The organism is Nocardia sp. NPDC049737, assembly GCF_040674755.1.
Lineage (GTDB): Bacteria > Actinomycetota > Actinomycetes > Mycobacteriales > Mycobacteriaceae > Nocardia.
This window is the reverse complement of the sequence record NZ_JBFANH010000017.1, coordinates 1-26,502: the sequence shown is the minus strand read 5'-3', so window position 1 is coordinate 26,502 and position 26,502 is coordinate 1. Positions and strand designations below refer to the sequence as shown.

The window sequence follows — 26,502 nt, the reverse complement described above, 5'->3', positions numbered from 1 at the left end:
ATCTGATGGCCGTCGCCTCCTCCCATTTGAGTGACCAACCATTCGAACGCATCCTTGCGTTGCGGGTCATTTCCGAGCTTGTCTCGCATCTACTCGTAGTTGAGCAATTGCCCGTTTCCGTCCAACATCCACGACTGCTGAGAAGGGATATGCGGCAAGGAAAGCCCGATGTCCTGACGCGCCTTGAGAATGGCGTAGTCGTCCCGGTAGAAATCGGCGCCTGACAGGCCAGCAAGCGCGGCGGGACCCGGTCGACCTCCGGTGAATGCGTCCTTCAGCGAGTCCCCGCTGCCGTTGACGAGGGCATATGCGAATTTCTCGGTGGTACCACCAAAACCGGACCCGAAACTGAACGCCGCTTTACCAGCATCGAACCATGCCGCTTTCCGCTTGTAGCTCGCTTCCTCTTGCGCATGCTGATCGTCGTACTGATCCTGAACCTCGATCATGTTGCCCTTATCGATGAGCCCATGCAGCCTACCGGCCGTCGACAACCAGCCACCGGCATCAGGGTTGGTCGGGTCTGCCCCGAACTTGGCTTCCTGCCGCAGCACTTCAGCCACCGCGGCCCCATTGAACAGCTCGCCCGCTCTTTCATCGGTATTCATCAAAGCGAAAATGTTGGCCGATCCGCTGAAACTGTTGTTACCGTTAGGGTCAGCCCAGGACGTGTGGTCCGAGCGCAGCAGGTTGAAGCCGGGCTTGTCGGGCTGGTCAGCGCCGGCCAGGTCTGGCACATACGGTGACATGCTCTTCGATATTGATTGCAGCAGATCAGGATTCAGCTGCCCGGCCGACTGGCCGTCGGTATTGGGAACATTCGACAACAACTTCCACGCCTCGTCGGTGCTGGTTGCCTCGGCTACCGACTGCATGATCCGGCCGGTGCGCATCGCGGACTGCACATCGGCCGGGTTCCCCGAGTCCTCGATGGTGGCGTCTTTGTCCCCGAAGGTGAACAGCGAGGACACCGCTTTCCCGTTGTCGGGCCATTGGTGGCTGAGGGCATCGGACACGAAGTCCTTGCCATTTGCGCCGGTGACAACCGACTCGACAGCGACCTTGTCCTGTCCCACCGCGTTGAAGATTCCCTCGGTAATCGCGGAGGTATCACTTGCCCCCTTGCCGTCGACGGTGAACGACGTCAGCGCGCTGTGCTGCAACTGTTCATGGTTGACCTGCGCGCCAAGATATTGTCGACCGACATCGAGCAGTTCGCTATCGATCGCGGACCCGTTCCTGAGTTGAGGATCGCTGACTCTGACCATGTTGGCGATGGCCTGGTTGTCGGCGACGCCGTTCAACTCGATGCTGCGGGTTGTTCCACCGGCTGTGTTGTGGAACTGGTTTACTACCAAGTCTTTTCGTGTCAGTGACGCCTGGATCTGCTTCGGCAGTTGGTCCGCGCCGCCGTGCTTCGGTATTGCTGGATCGTTGGTGACACCGGCATTGATCTTCTCGCTCGACACGATCTGGAATGAATTCGCCAGTGCCCGTTGTCCGTCGGGTGGCAGCTTGGCCATGATCTGTTCGATCTCCTGCGGGCTCTTGCTATCCAGAGACCGATTGATCTGGGTCAAGTACTCCATCTGTGACGCCGGGATCGTCGCTGTGTCGCCACGCTGCAACGCGGTTATTTGCTCCGGTGTCAGCTGACCTGCCTCGATCAAGCGCTGCACGCCGTCCGGTCCCAAGCGCATCGGGCTGTCCGTCAGGTTCGCCCCGTCCGCCTTACCCTGGTCGACACCGAGCGCAGCTGTGGCAATGAAGGCTGCGCGGAGCTCGGCGCGGGCGCTGTTCAGGTCGTCGCGGACCTGACTGTCGGCTTGCACAGTGGAACGGACAGCGTCGTTCAGCTCGTCCTGCAGGACAAGAAGTGCCTGTTTGTCCTCGTCAGTGACCGACTTCCCAGGAGGAATGCTCAACGCCAGGGTGTCGGTAACGACATAGCCACGATGAGCCGCTTCGATCAGCGCTCCCCGCGCGCGCCGCAGCGGCGCATCGATCTCGTCATAGCCCTGCTTAACGCGCTGCGCGACAGCATTGATCTTGTCGGCGAGCGCCTGCATGGTCTTCTGGTCGGCTTGCGCACGGACCTGCGCCGCTTGAGCACACTGGCCATCCCAGTAAGCGCCGTTCACCTTCGTGACGGCGTCGACGTATCTGTCGAAGAGGTGCTCGAGGTCGGTGCCGAAAGTGATCCACGAGTCACCGAGTGCGATCAGCTTCGATGGATCAGTGTTCTCGATCCAGCTTTTCAGAGTCATCCCCGCCCCTACGCCGTCCAGTCGCCAGTGGATTTGCGATAGAGATCCATGATGTTGCCGGCGTTGCTCTCGTCCGCGTCCTTGAACTGCTGGGCAACATTAGCCATCACATCACCGGTCTCGCTCAGACGCTCCTTGAGCGTTGGGATGAGAACCCCGAGAAGTTGTTCGCTCTCGAGCAGCAACCCGGCACCCACAGATTGCAACTGCTCAGGCGAGCCGACCTCCGCGGTTCGCTTCGGCTTGGCGCCCTCGGCCTCACGAGCCAGATTGTGCAGTGTTGTTCCGAGCTTCCCCAGCTGCTCCAGATCAGCTTTGAACGTACCCATACGCCCCCCAGTCAACAGTGGAACTATCCAGGTTGAACCCCCAGCACTCTACCGAACCCGATGGTCGCGAGCGCGAACTCAGAGGCACCCACCGAAGTCGACTCATGACCATCGAAGGTGGTCCGACGTAGGAGCGCTGCCAGCGCAATTGAACGGCCGCCGATCGGATTCTGTTGACTGGCGCTCAATTTGGGTCATGTGCTTCGAGATGGCGGAACCTGACGAGTCCACGCTGAATCGAGCGGCATAAGACGCCATGCGAGATAGGCTGTGCCGTATGGCTTTCGAGTCCGCTCACTCTATTTGCACAGATGCGGCAGCGGGAGCCGCCCGTAGTGGCGGATCCGCGAAACGCTGCGGCATCCAGGTAGCCGGAATGCTGTTGACTCAAAGCCGAATACCTTGCGCGCATGCGGATCCACCAGAAATCCCGTGAGATAGCCGCCATAGCGGTTGGTCACCCACGCCGACACCGAATCTTCCGGCCGGAACCGGGAGAACACTGCGGTGCACCATGGAGGCTGCGGCCAGTGCGCGAGTCGGCCACGGCAGTGCCGAACGGAACTGCCGCCAGTCGACCGGATATCCGATCACCATTCCGTCCCTGAGGATGCCGCTGCTTGATCGAGGCTTGTCCCGAGCTGCGGCGGGTCCATCGCCCGCGACGTTGACATCAACGTCCCAGCTCCGTACGTCCGGTCCCCCTCGCGTCGATCGACATACGCCCTGGTCGCGGAAGCTTGAATAGGGACACGGCTGCCACAGCATGCTCGCTCCGTGGCTGCACGATCGTTCCGAATGGACTTTCACGAGGTGCAGCAGCAGTCCGAAGGGCAGTTGCAGCGATCAGCACAACCAGTCATTGTTGGGGTGAGTTCGGCCCAGCACCCCGAACCGGTGGTGGATCAGCGAGGATCCTGACGGGTACATGCGGAAGGTCGAGCTCTTTCGATCCCGGTGACAAGTTCCGATGCGAATTGTGTCTCGGCGGTGGAACTTTCAGCAGACGCCAACTCCGTACACAATCGTGCTACCGCCTCGTCACGAACCACCCGCTTCGCCGCGATCTCGTCCTCGTCCGGGATTGCCGCCAGGTCGGCCTGCATCATCGCGATCTGTATCGTCGCGAGCGCAATGAGCGAATTCCATGTTGAAGACATCTTCCCGGTGAGTTTCAGATCGAATCCGTTCGTCGTCGGTCGGGCCGTCGGGGACTTCGCGGTGGACCAACAGGTCGAGTTGCAAAAGAAGGACGGAACGACCTACCGCGGAGTCCTGGAAGCGCTTGACTTCCACCAGACCGCGCCGGGCAAGCTCTCGCTGGTCTTCTCCGCCGATGTGTCGTCTCGAATCGAACCCGGCGACGTGGTGTACTCGGTTCCCACCGGGAAAGGTTTCCGCTCGCAGTGACTACAGACATCCAGGAATGGGAGCGGCAACTTCAGCGAGAACTCGCCGAGATCCGCAGTAACAGCCAGCAGCTCGCCGCGGCGATTGCTGGGGTGCGCGGCCGCAGCGAACTACGAAGAGTACTCGTCGAAGTTGTGGCTAGCGGATCCACGCCTCTGCCACTATGCCAGGCGGCCGGTGTTGCCGGTCGGGGGTCTCAACGCCGAGGCGCGTAATCCTGGGTGACGGCAGATGGTTACCCACCGAATCCACGCCTGCTGCCATACATGGGTAAAGACATTGCAAAGCAACGTCTTTCAAATCGAGCGCTTCCTTCCGGGTGTGTCATGATCATGAAGCTGGCCGGTTTCGATGGGTTGGCTTTCTGTGGGGTGACATCGGAAGATGAGGAGGGGCAGTGCTTTTCGTCCCAGAGTCGGTGCTTGGTATGGCAAGCACGATTGAGCCGGCCGTTGATGCCACCCAGGGACACGCGACGCGGATCGCGGGTGCTGGATTCGAGGCAGCTCATGCCGGGCAGGACTATCTGGAGCAGGGACAGAAACTCGCGGCGGGAGTCGAGGGGCTCGTCACAATGCTGCAGTCGTGGTCCGAGGCTTCCGGCGCTACGGTGGAGGTTCTGCGGCAGGCAGTGACTACGACGGTGACCACCGATCAGGAGCATCGGGCCCAGATTGCCGCAGCCGAGGGCCAGTTGGGATCGGCATGACGACTCCCCAACAGTATGAGCAGCAGTATCAAGCCAACCTGAACAAGGCGCAGCAGGACCTTGCGCGTTTCCTCAAAGAAGACGGCAACAGCGTCTTCGACAAGGCGATCTGGAACGACAAGCCCAAACTCACCGATTCCGACGTCAACAAACTGCTGGATCAGGCCGCTCCCGGGCTCGAGTGGTTCCGGTTGGCGCTCGTGCGCTACCACCGTGTGTGGGATGTGTTGAAGCTGCCGGGGTTCGACAGCATCGTCGTCGAGCCGCTGACTGTCGACGGTACGGCGGTCGGCGGTGAACGCATCGACACCATCAAGGATCCGAACAACGAGATGCGTCGCCTGGAGGGGACGTACTACGACCAGCAACGCAGCATGAAGCTCGATAGCCTGCGTAGTCTGGCCACAGCGCTCGACGGTGCCTCCTCTGGGACTGATTCTCACCCCAGCACGACCGATATCACGACCGACCTGGCCGGCGTCAAGGACGCGGTGCCAGAGGCATGGCAGGGAAACGCCGGCGGAGCCGCTCAGGACTATCTGGCCGGATTACACGCGCACGCCGATCAGCAGAGCCAGTACCTGCAATCGGTTGCGGCAGCCATGAATGGCCTACCGGACGTACTACTGCAGATCGTCAGGGACAAGGCGAATTTCGTCGCCGCGTTCGACAGCTCCCAATGTCCGGTCGCTGGGCACGCCATGCGACTAGCCGGTGGCGAAGACCCTGTGAGCACAATCATTTCCGTGGCGTCGGAAAGCACCACCTGGGGCTATCTTTACGGGGACACGAACCAAAAGGCAGCCGACCAGTTTCACCTGACCAACGTCGGCCCTGGCACCAGCGATGGCTCCCAGAAGATACGGGATGCCTGCAAACAATGGCTGACCGGTCATTTCGGCCCGGCGGTGCGAGAGGCTTTCAAAGCTTTCATCCATCAGTGCGCGCTGGCGGACTACTACATTCGCCGCGCCTATCAGCCGGTGATGGACCTGCTGGACAACCACGATGCCAAGTCGTTTCCCAAACCGCAGGACCAGCAGACACCTACGCAATCGTCCACGTCGCAGACTGGTGGGGTAAACACCGGCGTCCAGACTGCGGGGGTCAACTCGACCACATCGCAGACCACGCCCCAATCGACATCAACAATCCCCACATCGGCTACCTCGACCACTTCGCAAACGAATCCGCTGCAGACGCTGACGAGCCTCGCCAGCCAAGCCAGCCAGGCCGGACAGACAGTGCAGCAGGGTCTGAGCCAGCTCGGGACCACCGTCCAACAAGGATTGACCGGGCTCAGCGGCGCAACGACCGGTACGGGATCAACGATTGCCGGCACGAGCGAGACATCCGGATCGAGGACGCTGGCGGACTTCACTGTTGCCGGGCAACGTATGGCGGTGACGCAGGCACCCGACGGTCCGGTCACCGCGAAGATCACCGGACCCGACGGAAAGTCGCAGCAGTACTCGATGGGGATCAAGGACGGCGTGCCGTTCTTTACCCCGAGTGAGGAATCGACGACAACGCCCTCAACAACCCCCGACTCCGGGACCCCCGCAGTCGGATCCACAGCCGGCAGCGGGGCAACAACGCGGGTGGAGGCGCCAACGGCAACACCGTCTGTACCGGTAACGCAGTCGGGAACGTCAGTGGAGCAGACATCGCACACTGCGGCAACCGATTCCACGTCCGGCTCGTCCTCGAGCGGATCGCAGACAACCACGGGATCGACGACAAGCGGCATGCCTGGAAGTAGCGCCGCCGGAGCCAAGAGCACAACAGGCGACGAACGTAGCTCCACCGGACTCGTGCTACCACAACCGATGTGGAGCACCTCTCCGGGTTTCGATGGGGTACTCGACGCCCCACCCGGACCGGACGGCGCAACGACCCTCGGTCCCGTGTTGGCAACGGCTGGGCCATTGGACAGCGGATCACAAGTGGCCTCGGATGTCGAAGCGCCTACCGATCCGGCGTCGGCACCCGAGCCCGCGACAACACCGGTTCCACGTGACGACGGCGTGAAGATCGAGATCGAAATGGACGATAAGAGATGAACTACGCGGCCGAGATGGACCGAATTGTCGCCGACTACACAGCGGCTTCACGCACGGTTCTCAACCGGTTTCTCGACGCCGATGCGCGGACCGCTCGTAGCGGTGCCGAGGTTTTCGACGACGTCCGCCAAGAGCTGATTCAGCGCGAACAACAGCACCAGCAGACCCCGGAACAACGAGCGGCTGACGAGGCCCGTGCCGAGCATGATCGACTGTTACGCGAAGCCGCCGACCGGGCTAGGGCGGCCGGGCGCAAGAACAGCAGGGACAACTACGTGATGCCGACCGATTGGACCGATGAGGACGAGGCCAGGGAAGAAGGTTATGGCTCACCGAAGTCCTGGCTGATCTAGGGCTCTATCAGTGGGCGGTTCTATTCGCCTGCGCAACAAGGTGTTTGGTTTTCGGGAGATGAGGTTGCGAGTTGATCCGGCCGGGACGTCCACGTGTGTCCATCACGGCCCGAACGAGTGGTAGGGGGCGGTTGTGAATCTGAGCCAGCGGGCTAAACAGGACAAGCTCCATATTTCCGATTATCTGGCGGACAATACCCAGGTCTTGCCCGAGCCGACGGACGCGGATGTCGCATGGGCACATGAGAATCCAGGCAAGTGGCAGCATTTCGTGGACCCGACCGCCGACAAATCGGCGATCCAGCAGACCAATGTGATCGGTGGCTGGTTGGCCGACGACAAGGGCGGATTCGCTGAGACCTGGTTGAATCCGGATTTCATACCGACTCCGCAGTACGCACGTCGGGACATCGCGAACGAGTTCGAGTTGGTGATGTGGCGAGTCGAGTACGGGTTCAACAACATCGGTCGATTCATCGACGCGTTCAGCCGCAGTGAGCTCATCGTGGTTCTGCCCGCCGATGATCCAGATGGACAGCGGGGTTTGCCGCTGGACGCCGTACGGGACTCCATGCTCTTGGAGGTTCATACCTCTGCGGGCATGTTGCCCAGTGATGTCAATCCGTGGCTGCGCCGGACGGTCTCGGGCCGGGAAGTGCTCGAGCAGGTATGCACGCAGGAGCGGACGTGGGTGATCGTCAACCGCGAAAGCTTCCCGAACATGGAGTTGCGTGGCTCGAACCTGGCCGATTGGTGGCATGAGTGGACTGCTGCCGAAAGCAATCGTCTCGCAACAGAATCCGACGGTGAGTGACCTCGTGGAGCGATGGGAACAGGAGCAGATCCGGTCGGCCAACGCTGGGCTGCGTTCGGCATTGGATGCGATCCAGAACGACTTCGACCGTGAGATCGATGAATTGGGCGAGATCCAGCGCAAGCTGGCCGCGATGAAGATCCATGCGACCACACCGAAGAATCTCGCGCGGGTGACGGTGAACTCATCCGGGATGGTCACAGAGATAACCATCGCCGATGACGCCTACCGCCGCAGCACACCGCAGCAGTTGACCGAGGATCTCAATGCCGCGATCCGGGGCGCGGTCGAGGCGGCAGCCGCAGCCCGTGAGAAGGTGCTGGCGCCCTTCAAGTCGATCGTGGACGGTATGGCCGATCTCAACGAAATCATTCCGGGCGCACCGAGTTTGCGGGATCTGCAGGCGGTGCTGTCGCGGACATCGCCGCCGCCCGAGCAATCCCGTTGAGCTGACATAGATCCCTGGAACCAAAGGCGCTGCCGCAGCGTCGAAGTCGAAGACTGTCCGAAACCTGATGAGGGAGAGCGAACATGGCTGAACTGTGGGCTGATCCGGACCGGTTACGCGCGGTATCGCCGCAGTTCGAGCAACTGGGCGACGATGTGAATACGGCCTTGGAGACGCTTCGGCAGGGTATCCAGTCCGAGGGACGCTGCTGGGGTGAGGACAAGCCCGGACAACAGTTCGAGCAGAACTATCCGCAGGGGGACGGCCAGGGCAGCGTCGGGGAATGCCTTGCCGCGCTGGCGAACCTGGCGACCAAGTTGAAGACAACCGGTGATCGCATCACCACCACCGCCAACGGCCTGCAAAACCAAGATCAACACAACGCCGACCAGTACCGGCCACTGTAGGGATAGAGACCTGTGACTCTGTGGTTTCCGCATCTTCCGGGCCCGCTGGGATGGCTGGAGGACTTCCTTGTCGGTCATTGGCCCGAGGGCGACGAAGACGCCATGCGCCGAACAGCCGAACACTGGTCGAACATGGCCAATGCCCTGCGGGAACTGCAGCGTCCTGCCGATCAAGCGATGAACACCGCTTTGTCGGCTATCGACGGCAAGATCCACGATGCGATGTCCACGTACTGGCAGGATGTCGCCGGCGGGGACGGCAGCGATCTGCAGGGCCTGATCAATGCCTGCGACAGCTTCGCCCAGCAACTCGAACACGGTGCCACCGATATCGAATACGCGAAGCTGTCGATCTACTTTTCGTTGGCCGCGATGTTGGCGATAGCCTTCGTGCCCGGTATCGGTGAGCTCGTCGATGTCGCTGCCGCTGCCGCCGTCAAGCTCATCATCCGTAAGACGGTGCAAGAGCTGATCGACAAGCTCGCTGCCAAAGGCGCGGCATTTCTCGCCGAACGGGTCGGTTTGGAAGCAGCCAGCAAGTTGGGCGCGGACGCGGCGTCGAGACTGGCTCTCAAAGTCAGTACGGAAGCTGCCGGCGGCTCGGCCTTCGGCACGGCTTTCGGCGCGGGCACGGATCTGGCCGCCCAGAGTGTCCAGATCGCTGAAGGCAATCGCGACGGCCTCGACCTGGGCTCCGTTGGCAGATCCGCCGGCGCAGGCGCCATTGCCGGCGCGGTGGCCGGGCCGATCGCGGCGAAGTCTGGCCAGAGTCTGGCCAGTGCGGTGGGCACCGACCTCGGATCGAATTCGCTAGGTGGAGTGCTGACCCGCGGCGTGGGTGCAGTCCCCGGCAACATCGCCGGCAACACCGCGGCCGCTGCCGCAACGTCCGGAGGGCACGTCGACTTCAGCACCGTCGCCGACGGCGCAGGCGCTGGATTCGGTCGCGCCAAACCACATGAAGCTGTCCCTACACATGTCGACACCGGATCATCAACCGGCACCACGACCCCAGCCAGCACTCACACCGACTCCTCCCACGAACCCCCGGTCACCGCTGGCAGCGAGCGCCCCTCCACCGCCGACACATCCACACCGACGAACCAAACCCACACCGACACCGCGTCCTCGTCCAGCCCAACGCACTCGGAAACGACCTCGTCGGCCGCCGCGACCACAACAGGAGTCCAGGAAACCCACGGTCCGACTTCCACTGCCGTCGGCCATGACAATCCGATTGGGGCCCAATCCAATTCAGCAGGACCCGGCCACACCGCCGACAGCCGTTCCATTTCCTCCGACCCATCTGCCGCCCCCGCTAGCAATACCGGAGGGCACTCAGCCCTTGACCGTGGCGCCGCAGGACAGGCATCGTCGGCGACAACCACGCCACCCACACCGGACCGACAAGTCGCGCATGGGACAGCGACACCTGTCTCCAACGCGGCCACCCCCGGCGGCGACCGTCCCTCGCCTGCAAGTCCGGCTCGGACATCCACCGACATCCCCCAGCGTTCGGAGGTTTCGCCCCGATCAGACACACCCGCCGCGACCGATCGCGCCACAACCTCACAGCGCCCCGGCGATACTCCTCGATCATCCAGCAGCATCGACACACCGGATCGGACGACGTCAACGCCCTCCGCACGTGAAACCACCAGCAACACACCACGTCTCGACTCCGGACGGCACCAACCAACTGACCGGGCACCCGGCAACGGGACCGGTGACCGGTCACCACACCCCAACTCAGCCGCCAGTCGACCCGATACCCACCTGCCGGGTCCACGTGACACCGCCTCCCCGACACGAGAGACCGCAAACTCGGCGAATTCGCGCAACCCGGACACGGGACAACGCACCGCGCCCCGCCCCCCAGAATCCGCTACCAACCGTGCGCCCGCTGCCGACCGCAATACGCCTGCCGCGGACCGCAATACAGAGCCCCGCAGCCACCGTGCACCAGGCGACGATCCCGACAGCGTCCCAGATCGACGAGCCGCCGATCTTTCGGACCGGCCCAACGGCACAGACCATCACACACTCGAGCCAGAAGTTCGTGACACCTGGACCGAGGGCACGGGCGACCAGGCACCGCAGGTCGTTGCGCACCCGCCTTCCAGCGGTGACATCCGTGATGGTTCTTCGGCACCAGGCCAGCGTCGCAGCGACTCTCCACACACGGATTCGACTGATCACTCGCCCCGTGACACCGCCGTACCAGACGAACCGGACCTCGCCTATTCGGGCGGAGCGGTCCGGCCACGCGACGACTTCGCGGCGTTCGAATGGGCCGAAAACGCCTACGACCTTTTCCGAAGCGACGACCGTGATATCGACGACATCGCCGGCGTTCTCGCCGATCATCCGCGCGTCGACGGGACGCACTTCACACACGACGACGTCCAGCAGATCAAAAACCACCTGTTCCGCGAAGAACATCCGATCCAGGACTATGACGGAACCGTCGCACACCGACGCTACGACGCGGACCCCGACATCGCCGAAGCATGGATCCGATTGCGATCCGGCAGGCCGCACCCCGCCGATCTCGTGCTGCTCGAACACGAACTCGCGGAGTCGAACTACTATCGCGACAACCCGGGGGCGCTCTATCAAGAGGCCCACGCATACGCCAACATCGACCACAACTGGGCACCGGTTGCGGCGCCGCGCAGCGGCGAACGGTACGACACACTATGGGGACCACACGATGGCGCTACTGATCTACTACAACCGAATCAGGAACGACCCGAACGAGGTGGCATACCAGTTCGGGGAGACGAGGGACAACCTCGACCGCATCCTGACGATCGACACGACCAACAACACCGCCCGCACGGACCAACCGGAGGACGTGATTTTCCGGTCCGCGGCGGGACAGATCATGCTCCGGGCCAAACGCGAGAAAGCATGGCCGCAGAACGGGGTGATCGCCTCCTAACCGAGGGCGGCGAGCGCCGCGACACATCGGTCCCCGAACCGATCATTGGTCATTCGCCCCGGCCCGGAATGCCCAGCGCAGGCGAGCACGCCTTCCCCGCCCCCGGCTCTCACGACCCGGCGGCGAGCCGCAGCCACCCATCAGACCCTGATAACCACAGTGCTGGAGGCGATCCGGCGGCGCGACCCGAAGAGGCCAAATACTGGCCGAAGCTGCCAGTGGAGAGCAAGCCGTACTACGCCAATCCGGACTACCACGACCCGATCGCCGAACACGAATACGCGCGCGACCACCCGGTGAGTCCTGAAGCGCGGGATATCCGGTCCCGCAACAGCATCGAGGAATATCCGGAGCTAGCCCGACTGTCCGACTCAGAGATCGAGCTCATCCGCCGGAATCAGGATGTCGTGCTCAATGAGTCCGCCAACAAAGCCATGCGCAACGGTGACGAGGCGCTGCTGGCGAAACACGATCTCGAGATCCGGGCATTGGTCAACGCCTACAACAAACTGCCCGACCATCAGGGTGTGGTCTATCGATCTCTGTATATCGACGACCCCGCAGCTCTCAAGAGGTTTCTCCAGTACTACAACCCCAATAGGTCTGACCCGGTAGTCATCGATCCTGGCTTTGCGTCCTCGGACAAGGAAACCTCGATGGCAGGCGGAAACGTCGAGCTCATCATCAAGTCCCGCTACGGTAAGGACATCTCCTGGGCCAGCCTCAACCAGGCCGAGATCATCTTCCCGCCGGGGCACCAGTTCCGGGTCGATCACATGTCGTTCGAGCCGGGAAGACGCCCGCACGACCCGGGCAAACACATCATCCGTCTCACCGATCTGGGAAGGACTCCCGATGGCCATCAGTCCAGAGGAAATGAAACAGATAGCGCTAGAAATTCTCGGCCCGACGCTGCGCCAGTCCAACCCCGACCCCGAGAGTCAGGAAGCAGTACGGGAGATGGACGCCCACCGAGCCGCATTGGAAGCGAAGGGGCGTCGTCCAGCATCGGAGGAGCAGGTCAAGATCTGGCAAGCCTGGGGGGAGTCGGAACTGAAGCGTATCGCTCGGGAACAGGGAGAAACGACGGAATAGAACCGGAATCGGTTGCGCCGCACCATGGTCCGGTCGACCGCCCGGTACCGTCGACGACGCGCGCACCGGAATCAGAGCCGCCGCGGTGGGCACGCCCGGATTCGATGACTGAAGCCGACGCCAACCAATCTCACGCGCGGCCCGAGGCTCGCTCCGAGTACACCGAAAATGACTCTCCCGCAACAGAACACGCGCCGTCACCCACTCGAGCCCCGTCTCCGGAGCCGCCACCGCAACGTCCAGGCTTCGACCCCGAAGTCCACAAATACGTCGCCCGATTCGACGACGGCCGCCTCATTCCGATGGACCCGTTCTATAGCGGCGAATACAACCCCCACATCGGGCGCTACCAACCCACCCAGCAAGAAATCGCCGCCGCCCGTGCCCACCCACCGGGCGAGAGCCCACACGACATCCAGGTGCGCAACTGGCTCGACACCCAGCAACAATCGCACCCCAGCGATCCTGCTCCGGAGTCCCCGCCGCCAGCACCACAGGAACCATGGAGGTCGTCGCGAGCACCGGAATCGCTGCCACCGATAACTCACGCACCGACGCACGAGCCGACGACACCACATCCGCCGACCACGCCTGACCCGGCCCCACGGCAGCCTGTATCGCCAGATCATTCACAGGCACAATCGCATTCGGTGTCGCAGCACGCTCCCGAGTCACCCTCGCCGCACGCGCCGTGGATGTCCTCGCGTGCTCCCGAGTCGCCACTGCCGACACCGCATGCGCCTGCGCCGGAGTCGCACTCTCCGACACCGCCGACGCAACATTCCCCTGAAACACATCGACCCGTCTCACCTTCTCCGCATCACTCGCCAACGAATGTGGCGCCAGCGCCCCACAATTCGCCCACTCATAAGCCGACACCACCACACCAGCCGGTGGCCCGCACACCGTCGACACCACACCAGCGTCCACCAGAACTCAGCCCGCACCCTGTCCCGCCACCGCACCCCCGCACTTCACTGGCGCCTCCCGAATCCCCTCGCAGCTCGACACCCCCGCAAGTCATCGAGTCACACACACCGGTCCCGCGAACACCGGTACGACATGCGGGTCCAGCGGAACACTCAGCGCCGCACTCGGATTCGCGCGCACCGCAGCAGCGCGGTCCGCGGGCACATAGCTCAGAGGATCCCCAGCATCCGGGCAGAGCGCCGAGGCCGGATCAGCCTGGTCCACACCAGGGTCCGCAACGGCTGTCGCCTCAGGAGTTGCAGCAGGCACAGCAAGTGCGACAGATACGTGAGTGGTACCGCCATCAGCTGCCCGAGGGCGGCCATACCACTCAGGTGCCCACCGAGCATAGGGCGAATGCCAAGCCCGCCTACGACTTCCGGCGCTACCCCGACGAGCACCAAGGCCCCGTCGCGGTAGCCGGCATCAAGGTGCATGTCACCGCAGACCGCAGCGTATCCCCGGAACAGGTGGCGCGGTTGTGGGAAAGGGCGCAGTTGGCAACGGATCTGACCTTCAATCATGGTCAGCGGTTGTTGTCCGGTGACCGGGTGCTGATCGACTTGGTGCACACGCCGGATCCGGCAGCGGCGAACCTCCACATCCACGTCAGTGACACCTCCGGCCCCTGGCATCCCGACAGCCACCCCGACGCGATCGTCCAGCAGCTACGCGAGCATCTCGGATTGCAACCGGAACCAGGCCCGCGCGGAAACGGGTTCAGCCCGGACGAGATTCGCCAGCTCAGCAACGACATCGCCGAGGCCAATACCCCAGTCACCCGCGGCGACATCGCCGATGGTCGGGTGATCGGCGAAGGCAACCTCGACAACATCGAGGATCCCGCGTATCAACACGTAGTCGAGGATTCCGTCCGTGCTGGCAATAGATTCCTTGTCGGTGCCGATCCGCACCTGTACGCACAGCACATCAACGATGGTGGCCCCACGAAACCGGGTCGTAGCAACGACTGCAGTGATTGCACGATGGCGATCCTGTCCACCCACAACGGTCGGCCGATGGTCGCCGCCCCTCGATGGCCGGATGTGTTGCCTGACGGGAGCATCGACACCCACGGAGGTGAGGCCCTCGGTCTACAGCGCGCCGAAGCGTGGATCGGCGGCACTTGGCAACATTTCAACGACGGCGGCAGATCGATACCCGAGCAGTTCCAGGCATTGCATGACTGGGTAGCTCAACAAGGACCGGGTGCCTCGGCATACGTGCACAATGCCTGGCATACCCTCGACCCCCAAACTGGGCAAAAGCTCTACAACCCCGACGGCAGTCCGATCATGGGGGGTTCGCACGCCACCGCGATCGTCTACCCGCACGGGGCAAGCGGGCCGATGTGGGTAGACGCGCAACCGAAGCCGCCGATCATCTCCGATAAGCCCCCAGCGCACCTGGTCGACAGGTCGATGGGGGTGCGATTCATGATTTGCGACCCGAATGGAGGATCACATGGCGGCACAACGGTTCCAAACCGAGCAACAGGTCCAGCAGTATCTGGCCCAAGCATTCCCGAGCCTGCAGTTCGAAGGGCCGATTTCGTTCCAGCACGGATGGGTGTGCCGTCCGAAACTCACCCCGGAGGAGATAGCGCGGGGCATGGATCTGGGCCTGACCAGCTACGTGGTGAACCGGGAAACGGGCGTGGTGACGGTGCACCCGAGTCTGCATCCGTTCACGATCGGGGAGATGTACGACCAGGCGATCGAAGCGGGCCAACCGGTCCAGGGCGCCCAGATTTACCCACATCGCACCCGGACGACAATTCAACGCACACACGAGGACTCGGAGACGATCCAGTATCAAGTCCGAATCGAGTCGCTGCTCCAACCCCCGGAGCCGACCGAGGAATTCCAACTGACCATCACCAAGCACCCACTCAGCGTTCGGCCGACCCGGGCTGGCGCGTCACGCGCAGCGGCGTGGGCGCAATGGAAATCCCGCCAGGACGGGACCTGGCCGGAACAGGGAACCTTCGAGGACTAGGTTCCGAACACGCGGAGCTACCGCGCGACGTTGAAGTCCCAAAATCAATGTCGGCACCCGACTGGACACCAGCAGCCACAGAGGATTTCCCCGTACCTCGGGATACCTCGCGGGTCGACACGGGACCCAGTCACTCATCATTGGACAGCGATCAACCGAGTCCAGAATCGACACACCGTCCGCCTCATCTCGACGCCCCCACCCAGATCACCCGCGACGACGCGCCCCTCCGCGCAGATCCTGAACAAGCTGCTCGCAACTACGGCGAAGCCGATGCTCACCGACAAGCCGCAACCGACGAGAGCACACCGACGCCGGGCACCGAAGCGGAGCACGGACCGGATCTTTCGAATACTGCCCGCGACACTGCCGCAGACCTCCGCCGAGCAGAACGATGGGCTGTCGAGGCATACAACGCCATCCGCAACGCGGATGATGTGGGTCGGGTCGTCTCGAGCCTCGAAGGTGCTCACCGCCCGGACGGATCGAAATATACGCACTCGATGATCGAAGCGGTAAAGGATCACCTTTTCCACCAAGAGCATCCGCTACGCGCAACCGATGGCGGTCTCATCAATGCACGTTTCGAGGCCAACCCAGATATCGCGGAGGCGTGGATCCGACTGCGATCCGGTAGGTTCACCGACTCTGATCTTCTCCTGTTGGAGCACGAACTAGCCGAACACCAGCACTCGGTGGAAAATCCCGATGCCAGCTATGCAGACTCGCACAGGGCCGCAAACGAAGTCGCCAATTGGGAGCAAGGACGCCGCGCATCCAGTCCCGAGGATTACACATGGGATGGGCCGGTCCACGAAAACAACCGAACTCACGCCGACACCGACTCACACCTCGACGGTCGACGTCCAATGCCAGGCCAAAGCGGCGGCGAAATGCGGCCGCCGGGCGGACACGAACCCAACAATCCGTCAGGGAGGGAGAACCCTGGGCGAACTCCCGGCAACGCCGGCTTCGAGGTCCCTCGAAGTCACATCACCGGTCCCGATGAATCTCCTAGCGCCAGAACATCCGGCGCACGGGACCAACCCACTCCGTCCGCGGAGCCTCAGCGCTCGCGTAGTCATATCGAGCCTGCAGAAGCGACTCGAGATCAGCAGAACACCGCGAACACGCAGCGCGCAGAATCGACCGACAGTCCGTACCGGATTCCAGGAGAAAGCAACGACCGTCCTGCCCCGGCAATACCGGAGCGGGACGATCTACCGCCATCACCGGGCATGTATCGCGGAGACGACGGTTGCCTGCACAAGCCGGGAGACCCACCCAATTCCTGGCGCGATCGCGAAAAAGGCAGGTTACACGACTACAGCGACCCGCCCGGCGTATTCCGCAATAAGAACTATGATAGGCACAACGAAAAAGGGTTTGCCCCCAATCCCGACAAAGAAAATGATAAGAAGGTCATCTTTTCCGCAATCCCGGAAGGCCCCAAACAACCCTATGAGGTGAAAGACCCCGAGATCGCAAAAAAGATTCAACTGGAGTCCGACGAGCGCAAGAAACAGCAATCTGCCCGCGATCCGGCCGGGCAAGAACTCGCCAGGCTCATCCCGAAGTTCAAGGATTTCGGGATATCAGAGGTTCGTCAACTCAAGGACAGCGAACTCGATAAGGGCGTGATAAAAGAGCTGGAAAAAGAGATCCGTGACAATCCGAGCCTCAGCCCAACGGAAAAGCTGGAGCGGTTGGCGGATGTGAGGGATCTCGAGGCCAACGCCAGGATTTGGAATAGCCAGGGCGTTGATATGGTGAACACCTCCAAGGGGATGGGCGACCTGGGCGGTGACGCATATTTCCACGACAAAGAGATATTTCCTGGCGCTGTGCAGTTAACCCCTTTCAAGGGCGCTGCCGATGGCAGGGATATGGCCGACAGACTCGTGCTCCAACCCAAGACCGAATCAACACCAACCAAGCTCATCAATGGCGAGCAGAAGGGCGTCGGCTCCGAACTCGGCGCTGCGGATACCCCACATGGCCGCGCGCAGCAGATGTCTCCGGAGCATACGGCGAGAACCTTGGCCATCGACCGGAACCTCATCACAATTTTCAATGAGACCCCCGCGCAGATGAAGGCTCGCGGTCTCGATCCGAACAGCCCTGAAGGCGTCGCGTTCATAAAAGCCCGAGATGAATTGATCCAGGTGCACCGAGACGGCACCCTGGTAATCGAGAACCACAAAGTTCACGTCGATATCAATGGCAATGTCTCGGTGACCAAATACAGCCTGGTACGTGATGGCGAGCTGGTTCCCGTCCCGATCCTCGGCGGCATCGAACGCCCCCGCGTTCGCCTGCCGGAGTTGGTAATCGAAATGGAACGCGAGCTGGTTCTAGAACATACCCTCGAAATCACACGCGTACTCGAGGGGTTGTCTCCACGTGAACGGGAGGTTGTCGGCCTAGTTGTAGAACTAGCGCGCGAACCCCACGTGTTGGATCCCCAAGCAGCAATGCTGCACCTTCAGATGCGCCAATCATTGGAGACCATCAATCAGGCAGTAGAAAGAGGCCTATCGCTCGACGAAAGAAGCCAGCTGGTCACGGCCACGAAAGCAGGTCTAATTCGGGCGCAGGAATTAGAATTCGCGCGCAACTGGGAGCTCGTTCAGCGTTTGGATCTTGGCTCCGAGTCTGCAGTTATCGAGAAGCTCCTGGAATTGGATGTTAAATCGCGAGATATGTCGGTGACAGCAAACATCGAAGCGGCCAACCGGGAGATAGTCAAAGAGGCGGAGGCCAGGGTTTTGGAATACCGGGATCCGCAGTTGAAAGAGCGCTCCCGGTTCATCGCCCACGCGCTTGAGCAGGTCCGCGAGATGGATACGGCCTTCGCGCAAGGCAAGGAGCCAGACCTTGCCACAGTCCGGGCGAACCACGATCGTGTGCAACGCGTGATCGAGGTCGAACGAGAAAAAGAAGCCCGCGCGCTCGATGGACTGGGGCTGGACCCCGCTCATGACCGGCAAGTGACCGAATCGATCGAGGCCGCGCGCGCACGTAATTTAGAGCTGGCACGCGAAGAATTCGGACGAGAAATACTTCGGCAAGAACATAATCGTACGGTCGGCGACAATCGAGTTCTGCAGTTGACTCGTGAGCAGGCGCGAACCATGGATGTCCGGACGTATGCGCTCTGCCTCGAACTCGAACCAACCGGTTTCGATCCGCAATCGAGGTCTTTCACCTACGAGCCGACCGGACAACCACCTGTGCGAGTCCCCTACGACTCCATGGAGCGCCGTCAGGCGGAAATCATCAAGAACATCGAGCGCGGGACACCCGTCCAAACAGTCGAAGTCGAACATGTGGTCAGCGCCGGCCAAGGCCGGATCGCGACGGAGGCCGTGGGCGCGCGCGAGCGCGAAGACGACAGACAAGCCGAGCAACGACGCGTACAGATGCGGCGTGATGAACGCTTACGTGACCAAGCCCGCGCGCTGGAGCGAGAAGGTCGAACGCCGTCCTGAGCAGGGACATGTGCAGGAGTGCATCGCGATGACCGTTCCCCGGGAACGGAACCAAACGTAGTCCGGCGATAGGAATAAGGTGAATCCATGACGGGATGGCGTGCGCTGACCGACGACGAGATAATCGAATTGGCTACCGGCTTGCGATCGTTGGACTGGTCGTGGCAACTGCAGGATGTGCCCGCGATAGCCGCACGGTTCGATTGGCAGGTATTGATGGCCCGAGCGGATTGGGTCATGCTCGACTGCGGTTTCGGGCTGAGCAGCGGTGCGGTAACAGGCCGTGACGGGGTAGCCGAGTCCATCGAGTTGATGGTGGCAGACTCCGCAAGCGGGGACGCGACCGGCCGAGCAATGTTGCGTGACGCGTTCGTCAGGATGACCGAGGCCATAACCGGCGCTCTCGGCGAACCGACCGCCCGCATGCCGGGGGAAGCCGCCGAAATCCGTTGGGCTTTCCCGGAAACAACCTTGCGCCTGAAGAATCTGAGTCTCGCGCATACTGTTCAGCTGACGTATCAGACGAACGCCTCGCTGGCGGCTCTCGATAGATCCATCGAATTCGAACGGCAGGGCCTGATATGACGGATTGGACGGAATTCACCGAGCGACTGGCCGAGCAATTAGCGGTACTGCCCGCAGGCGCGATCGTAAAGATCGTCGAAGCGGGGGTCCCCCCAGGCCAGCAACGATTCGCGCAGTTCGCGCAGACCGACAGCGAGCTACTGGCCGAATTGGTGGGCGATGAGTTCCTCGAATCCACCGCACGGCCTGATGAAACGGGATACCGGCTGATCACCGAGTCAGGCTGGCAGGAACCCGATGACGACCATGGCCCTTACTGGTGGATCGAGCTGCCGTGGCCGGTCTATTCCGCCATATACCGCCAGTTGGCGGCGATGGTGGTGACCGGACTCCGTGACGCGTTCCGAATCAGCGCCCCAGAGTCGTTGACCTACGCCGCATGGAACAAGAACGCGGACGAACGCGACCTTCACCTGCCACTGCTCGGGCTGGCACGCCAGGACTGATCGGTTGTCATCCGAGCTTTGGGGAAACGGAGACCATGACATTGGCACTGTACGCAGAAATCGAGAAAATCGAGGAAGACGAGGAAAGAGTTCGTTACCGGTACACCGATATACAGGGCAGTCAGTACACATTGGTCCTGAACAAGGCCACCGAGGTAATCGCGTCGGAGAACAGCGCCGACGACATGCTCTATCGGGCCGTTGCGAGAAAGATCGCAACGGCGTGGTTGGACAGCGGCACAACGCCCGAGCGCCTCGTAGTGCAGTCATGAAGGCACCATCGGGAGCCCTTGAATGAAACTGATGCGGCGGTTTCGCCTGGTCACGACTGGTCGGCTCGATCAAGCCCAACTCGAGGAACTTCGAGCGGTCATCGGGCTGACCCCCTCCGGTGCTGCGAACGACGCGGTGGGCAGCGAATTGGGGCACCGCATCCGAAACCACCCGCGATACCCATCAATTCGCGCTTCTACTATCACGCTGCTGCGCACCGGCGCCGATGAATGGTCCATCACCATTGATGCCCTCCCCTTTTTCGATATCGCGACATCGATCGGGCTCGTCGAAGTCGGCTGCCGCGCAGCAGGACTGACTGTCATCGACCGGCATCTGTCAGCGGACGCAACCGTAAGCGACGCACCGCCCAGCGCTGCCTCGCTGGAGCGCGCACGCAAAATTTTGGAAGAATCCAGCACACGACTGTGGGGTGACACCCTCACATTCGGCACACCGCCCCCCGAAGCACCGCGAGCCCGTATCACTTCCGAAGACGACCTGACGTTGGACTATGCGGCAGCCACCGAATCGCTGTCGACGCCCCACGCGGGCCGACCTGTCTCGAAACCGCTCTTCGTCGCCGACCACATACCCGTCGCAAAGCCGATGCCGAGACCGTCCGGATGGCAGGCGTTGTCCGACAACGCGATCGCCGATCTCGCCGAGAAACTACGCACGCTGGTCTGGTCATGGCGAATGGACAATCTGCTGCGCTTGGTGACCGTATTCGGTTGGCAAGAACCCACGATCCACTCAACGGACCGGGTCCAGTTCGCCTCCGGTCTCGGCCCGGACACCGTCGATATCATCGGCTTCGACGGCGACGCGGTACGCATCGAAGTCACCGTCAGCACCCAGGCCGCTGATACACCAGACGGCCGCGACAACACAGTGGCGGCTTATGCCCGGATGGCGGACGTACTGACCAGATCCCTCGGCGAATCAACCGCTCGCCTCGACGACAGGGTTCCCGAAATCCGCTGGGCCGGTCCGCAAACAACCCTGCGGCTGATCGACTTCCACCACACGGTCCGGTTACAGCTGGTAACCAACGACTGGCTCAGCGCCCTCGACGAGGACGATTGACAACGCCCGTCGACCAGCGAGCTGGAATTGGGCGGATCAGGCCAGGGCGCGTGAACGTGAGAGTGTGGGCGGGAGCGGGATGGCTGTGTTGGAGACTGACGATAGGGCGGGGTTATGACGGGGTGGCGGGCGCTGGACGACGCCGAGATTGTCGAGCTGGCGCTTCGATTGCGGTCGCTGCATTGGTCGTGGCGATTGGCCGACGTGCAGGAACTGGCCGCCGAATTCGGATGGCACATAGAGCGAATAGGTCCACATTCGGTAAGCGTTGACGTTGGGTTCGGGCTGGCTAGTGGCCGCGTCGACGGCTGGGATGGACACGCCCACCACATCGTGCAGTCGGTGACCGACATCGACTCCGATGAGGCCGACAACGTGTGGGACGCGTTCGTGCGCATGACACGTGCGCTTACTGATGCGCTCGGGGCGCCGAGCACGCGAGTCCCGGGTGAATATCCCGAGGTGCGCTGGGCAGGACCACAGCAGACTCTCGCGCTGAAAGCCTTTCCTAGCGTGGTGAACCTGGAGCTGGTGCCCAACGAGCAGTTGGCTCTCGACGACGAGGGCGAAGCGCTCGCCGAGGCAGAACAGTCATGACCGGCTGGGACGAGTTCACCGATAGGTTGGCGAACCAGTTGGCGGTGCTGCCCGCGGGTGCGATTGTATCCATCCGAGAGCGTGTACCGAACCCGGATCGACGCCGGTATGCGCAGTTCTATCAGACCGATACCAAACTGTACGCCGAGCTACCCGGTCCTGGCATGCTGGACCCTGAGGTGCGGGCCGATGCCGCAGGGCTTGAGTACATCGCTGATCTGGGCTGGCAGCCGCCTATCGGGCGCGACAGCTACAACTGGTCGTTCAACGTGGCGTGGCCCGCGCCACGGGCCGAATACCATCGGCTGGCGGCGATGATCACCTCCGGTTTGCGGGATGCGTTCGGGATCGCTGCACCGGCGCAGTTGACGTATACGGCGTGGAACGAGAACAAGGGCAACGCCGACCTCGCCCTTCCCCTGCTGGGACTGGAACCAACCCCCAACCAGGCGGCACCGGCGACAGGGCCGAAAATCCCGGCCAGACCGAAACGCCGGTTGCTGCTGACCCTTTCGGGCGACCTCAACCACAATCGACTGGAACAGTTGCGTGACACCCTCAGCCTGAGCCGCCGCGGCCGTCTCGATGATCCCGATGCCGTGCAGTTCGGTTCACATGAGCTCGGCGCGGGCGGGGATACCTCCGTACTGGCCAAGCTATGGCGCGACGGCGAAAACCAGTGGTCCATCAGCGTCGAGGTCATGCCCGATGCCCTGATAGACAGCACCGACGTGGACCAGTGGCAGGAAATGCTCGAAACCGCCGCCCGGTCCGTCGGCCTCGACGTTGTCGAAGTCCGCGAATTTCCATGACCGTTGCGGGGCTGTCGGTACCTGCTGATTTCCATACTGTCGCATGGTCAGGGGATGTCCCGCGGGCCCTCGGATGTGGCTGGGTGGTGTTTGTGCCAACCGGATGCGCAATGATGTTGTCCCGTGGGTGATTACACGCCGGTCTTCGACCGGGTACGGGGTTCGCTGCTGGGTGGGGCGATCGGTGACGCGCTCGGGTGGCCTATCGAATTCCTGCAACTGGCCCAGATTCGCCAACGGTATGGAGCCGACGGGGTGCAAGGTTTTCTGCCTCAGCACGACGCGGGTGCGCCGCAACAGATTACCGATGACACCCAGATGACATTGTTCACCGCGGAGGGCCTGCTGCGGTCGGTTCCGGGAGTTGACCCGGTGCCAGCGCTGCGCAGAGCGTATCTGCGCTGGTTGCAGACCCAGACACCCGATGCTGCCGTACTGGACAGTGACGGCTGGCTGGCGAGTCAACCGTTTCTGTATGCGGCGCGGGCACCTGGGAATGCCTGTATGTCCGGTCTGAACAGGCAGGCATTGGGGTATCTCGCCCCAGACATGCTCGACCAACCCGGTCCCGTGAATCCGGGCTCGAAAGGTTGCGGCACCGTGATGCGGTCGGCACCGTTCGGACTGGCCGGGGCGGGCCCAGACCTCGCATTCACCACGGCCGCTCGCAGCGCGCAACTGACCCACGGGCATCCCACGGGATACCTCGCCGCAGGTGCGTTCGCGGCACTGATCGATCGTGTTGTCAGCGGTATCGAACTGCCGATTGCCGTGCAGCAAACCATTACTCAACTCGCGGCGTTTCCCGCAGGTGCGGAAACCATGGCGGCGCTGACCCGCGCTGTCGAGCTGTCCGAGGGCGTGGCGACCGCTGAAAAGGTCGAGCAGGTCGGCGCGGGGTGGATCGCAGAAGAGTGCCTGGCCATCGCGGTGTACTGCGCCCTGTACGCGGTCCGGACCGGCGATGCGCGCGCAGCACTGCTGTTGTCGGTGAACCATTCCGGTGACTCCGATTCCACCGGTGCGGTCGCCGGCAACCTGATCGGCGCCGCCCATGGTGTGTCCGGACTGCCGATGGAGTGGGCATCCGTAGTCGAGGGCCGCGATGTGCTGGTCCAAGTCGCTGACGACCTAGTCCTGAACTACTTTGTCGGCGACCGATCCGCGTTACACGACCGGTACCCGTTCGACGAGGGACTGTAAGAGGTCAGTCGTTGGTTCGCGTGACTGGTCTGCTGGATCTCGGAGATCGCGGCGGCGGTCCAACGCGATCGGCCGCTGACCGTGGATGACAACATTGGGTAGAGCGGCACGAGTACGGCCAACTGGGTACCGCCCTGTTGCGGGAGTTGTGCGATACACGCGGCGGCACAGCAGCTAAACAAACACTTGAACAGACTCCCTGCGGTCGGCCTATTCGAGGAGTTCCTGCGTTTCACGCAGAAGCCAGACGAATTCCGATTCGGACGGCAAGACGACCTGTTCGACGACAGGCGGTCGTCGCTGATGATCACCGCTTCGTCGATTGCCGTCGAGTGGTGAGAGGCGTTTGCTGAGCCTATGACCGCTGAGGTCGCCGTAGCCGCGACTTTGGCGTGCAGAGTGATCTCTACACCTCGGTCGAGGAACTCTCGCAAGGCGTCGGAAGAGGTGGCGTGTGCGCGGAGGGGTCGCCGGTCATGTCGACCAGGTTGTTGTCACCGGCATGAAAGAGATGCGTTCTGACTCCGCCCGCAGCGATTCGACGTGAGACCGCTCAGAATCAGTGCGCCGCTCCGTCTACATCCACATGAAGCTCACCGTTCAGACGTTCCTGACCCTCGACGGCGTGATGCAGGCCCCCGGCGGGCCCGAGGAAGATCCCAGCGACGCCTTCACCCACGGCGGCTGGCAGGCCCCCTTCCCGGACCAAGCCGTCGGCGAGTTCGTCACCGAACTCAACAGCCACGCCAGCGCATTCCTGTTCGGTCGCAGAACATTCGACATCTTCCGCGGCTACTGGCCTGATCAGACCGACCCCGGCAACCCCATTGCCACCGCGATCAACTCACTGCCCAAATACGTCGTGTCCAACTCGCTCAGCCAGGCCGATGCCACGTGGCGCGGCGAGCACCCCGACACCGCTCGTCTCCTCACCGGCGACGTCGTCGCGGCCGTGCAGGCGCTGAAGGACGAACCCGGCGACGAGCTGCAGATCTGGGGAAGCGGCAAACTGCTCCAGACACTGTTGCAGCACGAGCTTGTCGACCGCTTCCGCCTGATGACGTTTCCGCTGGTGCTCGGCTCCGGTCGCCGCTTGTTCAACGACGGCATCCTCCCGGCGACGATGCGCCCAGTCGAGCTCACCGTGACCGATCTCGGCATCGTCCTCGGTACCTACGAACCAGCCGGCCAGGTCCGCCACGGCCAGATGTAACCGGCTGGGGAATGCCGTCACATCACGGCTGGCTATCACCGTGGCGATCACGGCGACACGCACCGGTCTGATGTCGTCTTGATTCGGGACCTCGGTCAGCCGGTTGATCGACAACCCCGAGCACCCGTCCTCGATCGACACCAATCGCGCTGTATCCAAGCCTTGAAGCTCGACGTGCGCGATCTCGCGCACGAGTCCGGGATCGCACTCGAACTCGACGAGGCATACACCCCGCCAACCGGAAGCAGCTCTGCTGGGCACGAGCAACGCAAACACGTCACCGAGCTCATCCGCGCACTTACGGCGACGAACCGACATCCACTGCCACCGTTGAAGATTCAGACACTGTCGACAGACACACATTCGCCATCCGCGTAGATCGTCTTCCCTTTGGCTATCATCAGACGCAATGCATGTCGAGTTGATGCTTGATTCTTTGGATGGACTGTCCGCGGGGGACGCTTTGGGGCAACAGTTCCCGATCATGCGCCGATCCATCGCAGATCTTCGGGCAGACAATCTTCCCGCCGGACCGTGGGGGTGGACCGACGACACCGAAATGGCCTGCTCCGTGGTTACCGAGCTGTCCAGTCGCGGCGAGATCGACCAGGATCGGCTTGCCACCGCCTTCGCGCGACGCTTCGACCCGAGCCGTGACTACGGCTTCGCCACAGTCGGCACCTTGGGGCGAGTCCGCGATGGCGTGCATTGGCGCAAGGCGGCCGCAGCCGCGTTCGGTGACGAAGGTTCCTGCGGCAACGGTGCGGCCATGCGGGTTGCCCCCTTGGGTGCCTTTTACGCCGGCGACCCGGAAAAGGTTGTCACCGAAGCGGTCCGGTCGGCGCAGGTGACCCATCTACATCCCGAAGGGATCACCGGCGCCGTCGCGGTCGCACTCGCCGCAGCCCACGCCGCGCATGCCCGCCTCAACGGGACACGGCCCACACCAACCGAATTCATCACCAGCATCCTGGACCGCCTCGACCA

At 62.4% G+C, this 26,502-nt stretch carries 27 protein-coding genes and 1 pseudogene; 20 read left to right on the top strand and 8 right to left on the bottom strand.

Annotated features, from left to right (window positions below; translation table 11 throughout):
• Positions 1 to 89: 89 nt before the first annotated feature.
• Together AB0J47_RS22765 and AB0J47_RS22760 are read right to left on the bottom strand one after the other, a co-directional pair.
• Entirely contained in the window at positions 90 to 2,267 is a 2,178-nt protein-coding gene (locus AB0J47_RS22765; RefSeq protein WP_364349179.1) for a hypothetical protein, read from the bottom strand.
• An 8-nt stretch (positions 2,268 to 2,275) separates the two neighbouring features.
• On the bottom strand, positions 2,276 to 2,596 hold the full coding sequence (locus AB0J47_RS22760; RefSeq protein WP_364349176.1) for a hypothetical protein: 321 nt from the start codon (positions 2,594 to 2,596) through the stop codon (positions 2,276 to 2,278).
• Positions 2,597 to 3,730: 1,134 nt separating this feature from the next.
• On the opposite strand from AB0J47_RS22760, the gene AB0J47_RS22755 reads away from it, so the two are divergent.
• The 6 genes from AB0J47_RS22755 (at position 3,731) to AB0J47_RS22730 (ending at position 8,393) form a co-directional block, all read left to right on the top strand.
• Positions 3,731 to 4,006 (top strand): hypothetical protein, encoded by a 276-nt coding sequence (locus tag AB0J47_RS22755; RefSeq protein WP_364349173.1) that lies wholly within the window; start codon positions 3,731 to 3,733, stop codon positions 4,004 to 4,006.
• Between the two features lie 427 nt (positions 4,007 to 4,433).
• Positions 4,434 to 4,715: a hypothetical protein gene (locus tag AB0J47_RS22750; protein ID WP_364349170.1), complete on the top strand. Its 282-nt coding sequence runs from the start codon at positions 4,434 to 4,436 to the stop codon at positions 4,713 to 4,715.
• Positions 4,712 to 6,778: a hypothetical protein gene (locus AB0J47_RS22745; RefSeq protein WP_364349167.1), complete on the top strand. Its 2,067-nt coding sequence runs from the start codon at positions 4,712 to 4,714 to the stop codon at positions 6,776 to 6,778. Before AB0J47_RS22750 ends, AB0J47_RS22745 begins: the two co-directional genes overlap by 4 nt.
• Positions 6,775 to 7,131 (top strand): hypothetical protein, encoded by a 357-nt coding sequence (locus AB0J47_RS22740; RefSeq protein WP_364349164.1) that lies wholly within the window; start codon positions 6,775 to 6,777, stop codon positions 7,129 to 7,131. Before AB0J47_RS22745 ends, AB0J47_RS22740 begins: the two co-directional genes overlap by 4 nt.
• Positions 7,132 to 7,264: 133 nt before the next feature.
• On the top strand, positions 7,265 to 7,945 hold the full coding sequence (locus AB0J47_RS22735) for a hypothetical protein (protein WP_364349161.1): 681 nt from the start codon (positions 7,265 to 7,267) through the stop codon (positions 7,943 to 7,945).
• Positions 7,938 to 8,393, top strand: a complete 456-nt coding sequence (locus tag AB0J47_RS22730; RefSeq protein WP_364349158.1) for a YbaB/EbfC family nucleoid-associated protein — start codon at positions 7,938 to 7,940, stop codon at positions 8,391 to 8,393. Before AB0J47_RS22735 ends, AB0J47_RS22730 begins: the two co-directional genes overlap by 8 nt.
• Positions 8,394 to 8,506: 113 nt before the next feature.
• Here the strand turns inward: AB0J47_RS22730 and AB0J47_RS22725 are convergent, their stop codons facing one another.
• From AB0J47_RS22725 to AB0J47_RS22715, 3 genes are all read right to left on the bottom strand, one after another.
• Positions 8,507 to 9,265, bottom strand: coding sequence for a hypothetical protein (locus tag AB0J47_RS22725; protein ID WP_364349590.1), 759 nt, complete (start codon positions 9,263 to 9,265; stop codon positions 8,507 to 8,509).
• A 557-nt stretch (positions 9,266 to 9,822) separates the two neighbouring features.
• Positions 9,823 to 10,092, bottom strand: a complete 270-nt coding sequence (locus AB0J47_RS22720) for a hypothetical protein (RefSeq protein ID WP_364349587.1) — start codon at positions 10,090 to 10,092, stop codon at positions 9,823 to 9,825.
• Positions 10,093 to 10,549: 457 nt separating this feature from the next.
• A complete protein-coding gene (locus AB0J47_RS22715; RefSeq protein ID WP_364349584.1) occupies positions 10,550 to 11,368 on the bottom strand; it encodes a hypothetical protein in 819 nt (272 codons plus the stop codon).
• A gap of 145 nt (positions 11,369 to 11,513) precedes the next feature.
• On the opposite strand from AB0J47_RS22715, the gene AB0J47_RS22710 reads away from it, so the two are divergent.
• Positions 11,514 to 11,744, top strand: coding sequence for a hypothetical protein (locus AB0J47_RS22710; protein WP_364349581.1), 231 nt, complete (start codon positions 11,514 to 11,516; stop codon positions 11,742 to 11,744).
• Positions 11,745 to 12,115: 371 nt separating this feature from the next.
• Here AB0J47_RS22710 and AB0J47_RS22705 read toward each other — a convergent pair whose 3' ends face one another.
• Positions 12,116 to 12,607 (bottom strand): hypothetical protein, encoded by a 492-nt coding sequence (locus tag AB0J47_RS22705; RefSeq protein WP_364349578.1) that lies wholly within the window; start codon positions 12,605 to 12,607, stop codon positions 12,116 to 12,118.
• Between AB0J47_RS22705 and AB0J47_RS22700 the strand changes: the two genes are divergently transcribed.
• Entirely contained in the window at positions 12,600 to 12,839 is a 240-nt protein-coding gene (locus tag AB0J47_RS22700; protein ID WP_330251622.1) for a hypothetical protein, read from the top strand. The two genes, AB0J47_RS22705 and AB0J47_RS22700, sit on opposite strands and share 8 nt — an antisense overlap.
• A gap of 1,139 nt (positions 12,840 to 13,978) precedes the next feature.
• On the opposite strand, the gene AB0J47_RS22695 is transcribed toward AB0J47_RS22700, so the two are convergent.
• Positions 13,979 to 14,416 (bottom strand): hypothetical protein, encoded by a 438-nt coding sequence (locus AB0J47_RS22695; protein ID WP_364349574.1) that lies wholly within the window; start codon positions 14,414 to 14,416, stop codon positions 13,979 to 13,981.
• 60 nt (positions 14,417 to 14,476) lie between these two features.
• Positions 14,477 to 14,737 carry a hypothetical protein gene (locus AB0J47_RS22690; protein ID WP_364349571.1) on the bottom strand — a complete coding sequence of 87 codons (261 nt, stop codon included), beginning with the start codon at positions 14,735 to 14,737 and terminating at the stop codon, positions 14,477 to 14,479.
• On the opposite strand from AB0J47_RS22690, the pseudogene AB0J47_RS22685 reads away from it, so the two are divergent.
• The 12 genes and pseudogenes from AB0J47_RS22685 to AB0J47_RS22630 form a co-directional block, all read left to right on the top strand.
• A pseudogene (locus AB0J47_RS22685) lies at positions 14,618 to 15,163 on the top strand (toxin glutamine deamidase domain-containing protein); the annotation flags it as partial. The gene AB0J47_RS22690 and the pseudogene AB0J47_RS22685 overlap by 120 nt on opposite strands.
• Before the next feature lie 109 nt (positions 15,164 to 15,272).
• Positions 15,273 to 15,806, top strand: a complete 534-nt coding sequence (locus tag AB0J47_RS22680; protein WP_364349568.1) for a hypothetical protein — start codon at positions 15,273 to 15,275, stop codon at positions 15,804 to 15,806.
• Positions 15,807 to 15,946: 140 nt separating this feature from the next.
• Positions 15,947 to 19,297: a hypothetical protein gene (locus AB0J47_RS22675; RefSeq protein ID WP_364349565.1), complete on the top strand. Its 3,351-nt coding sequence runs from the start codon at positions 15,947 to 15,949 to the stop codon at positions 19,295 to 19,297.
• Between the two features lie 87 nt (positions 19,298 to 19,384).
• Positions 19,385 to 19,882: a DUF6301 family protein gene (locus AB0J47_RS22670; protein ID WP_364349155.1), complete on the top strand. Its 498-nt coding sequence runs from the start codon at positions 19,385 to 19,387 to the stop codon at positions 19,880 to 19,882.
• A complete protein-coding gene (locus AB0J47_RS22665) occupies positions 19,879 to 20,328 on the top strand; it encodes a hypothetical protein (RefSeq protein ID WP_364349152.1) in 450 nt (149 codons plus the stop codon). The genes AB0J47_RS22670 and AB0J47_RS22665 overlap by 4 nt, the downstream gene beginning before the upstream one ends.
• Positions 20,329 to 20,363: 35 nt before the next feature.
• Positions 20,364 to 20,600 (top strand): hypothetical protein, encoded by a 237-nt coding sequence (locus AB0J47_RS22660; protein WP_364349149.1) that lies wholly within the window; start codon positions 20,364 to 20,366, stop codon positions 20,598 to 20,600.
• A gap of 22 nt (positions 20,601 to 20,622) precedes the next feature.
• Entirely contained in the window at positions 20,623 to 21,690 is a 1,068-nt protein-coding gene (locus AB0J47_RS22655; protein ID WP_364349146.1) for a DUF6301 family protein, read from the top strand.
• Positions 21,691 to 21,804: 114 nt separating this feature from the next.
• Positions 21,805 to 22,287 (top strand): DUF6301 family protein, encoded by a 483-nt coding sequence (locus AB0J47_RS22650; RefSeq protein ID WP_364349143.1) that lies wholly within the window; start codon positions 21,805 to 21,807, stop codon positions 22,285 to 22,287.
• A gap of 179 nt (positions 22,288 to 22,466) precedes the next feature.
• A complete protein-coding gene (locus AB0J47_RS22645) occupies positions 22,467 to 23,099 on the top strand; it encodes a hypothetical protein (protein ID WP_364349140.1) in 633 nt (210 codons plus the stop codon).
• Between the two features lie 123 nt (positions 23,100 to 23,222).
• The gene (locus AB0J47_RS22640) at positions 23,223 to 24,302 is read left to right on the top strand and encodes an ADP-ribosylglycohydrolase family protein (protein WP_364349137.1); all 1,080 of its coding nucleotides are present in this window, start codon (positions 23,223 to 23,225) and stop codon (positions 24,300 to 24,302) included.
• Between the two features lie 562 nt (positions 24,303 to 24,864).
• The gene (locus tag AB0J47_RS22635; RefSeq protein WP_364349134.1) at positions 24,865 to 25,515 is read left to right on the top strand and encodes a dihydrofolate reductase family protein; all 651 of its coding nucleotides are present in this window, start codon (positions 24,865 to 24,867) and stop codon (positions 25,513 to 25,515) included.
• A 409-nt stretch (positions 25,516 to 25,924) separates the two neighbouring features.
• Positions 25,925 to 26,502: ADP-ribosylglycohydrolase family protein (locus tag AB0J47_RS22630; protein ID WP_364349131.1), on the top strand; the 578-nt coding region annotated here is incomplete at its 3' end.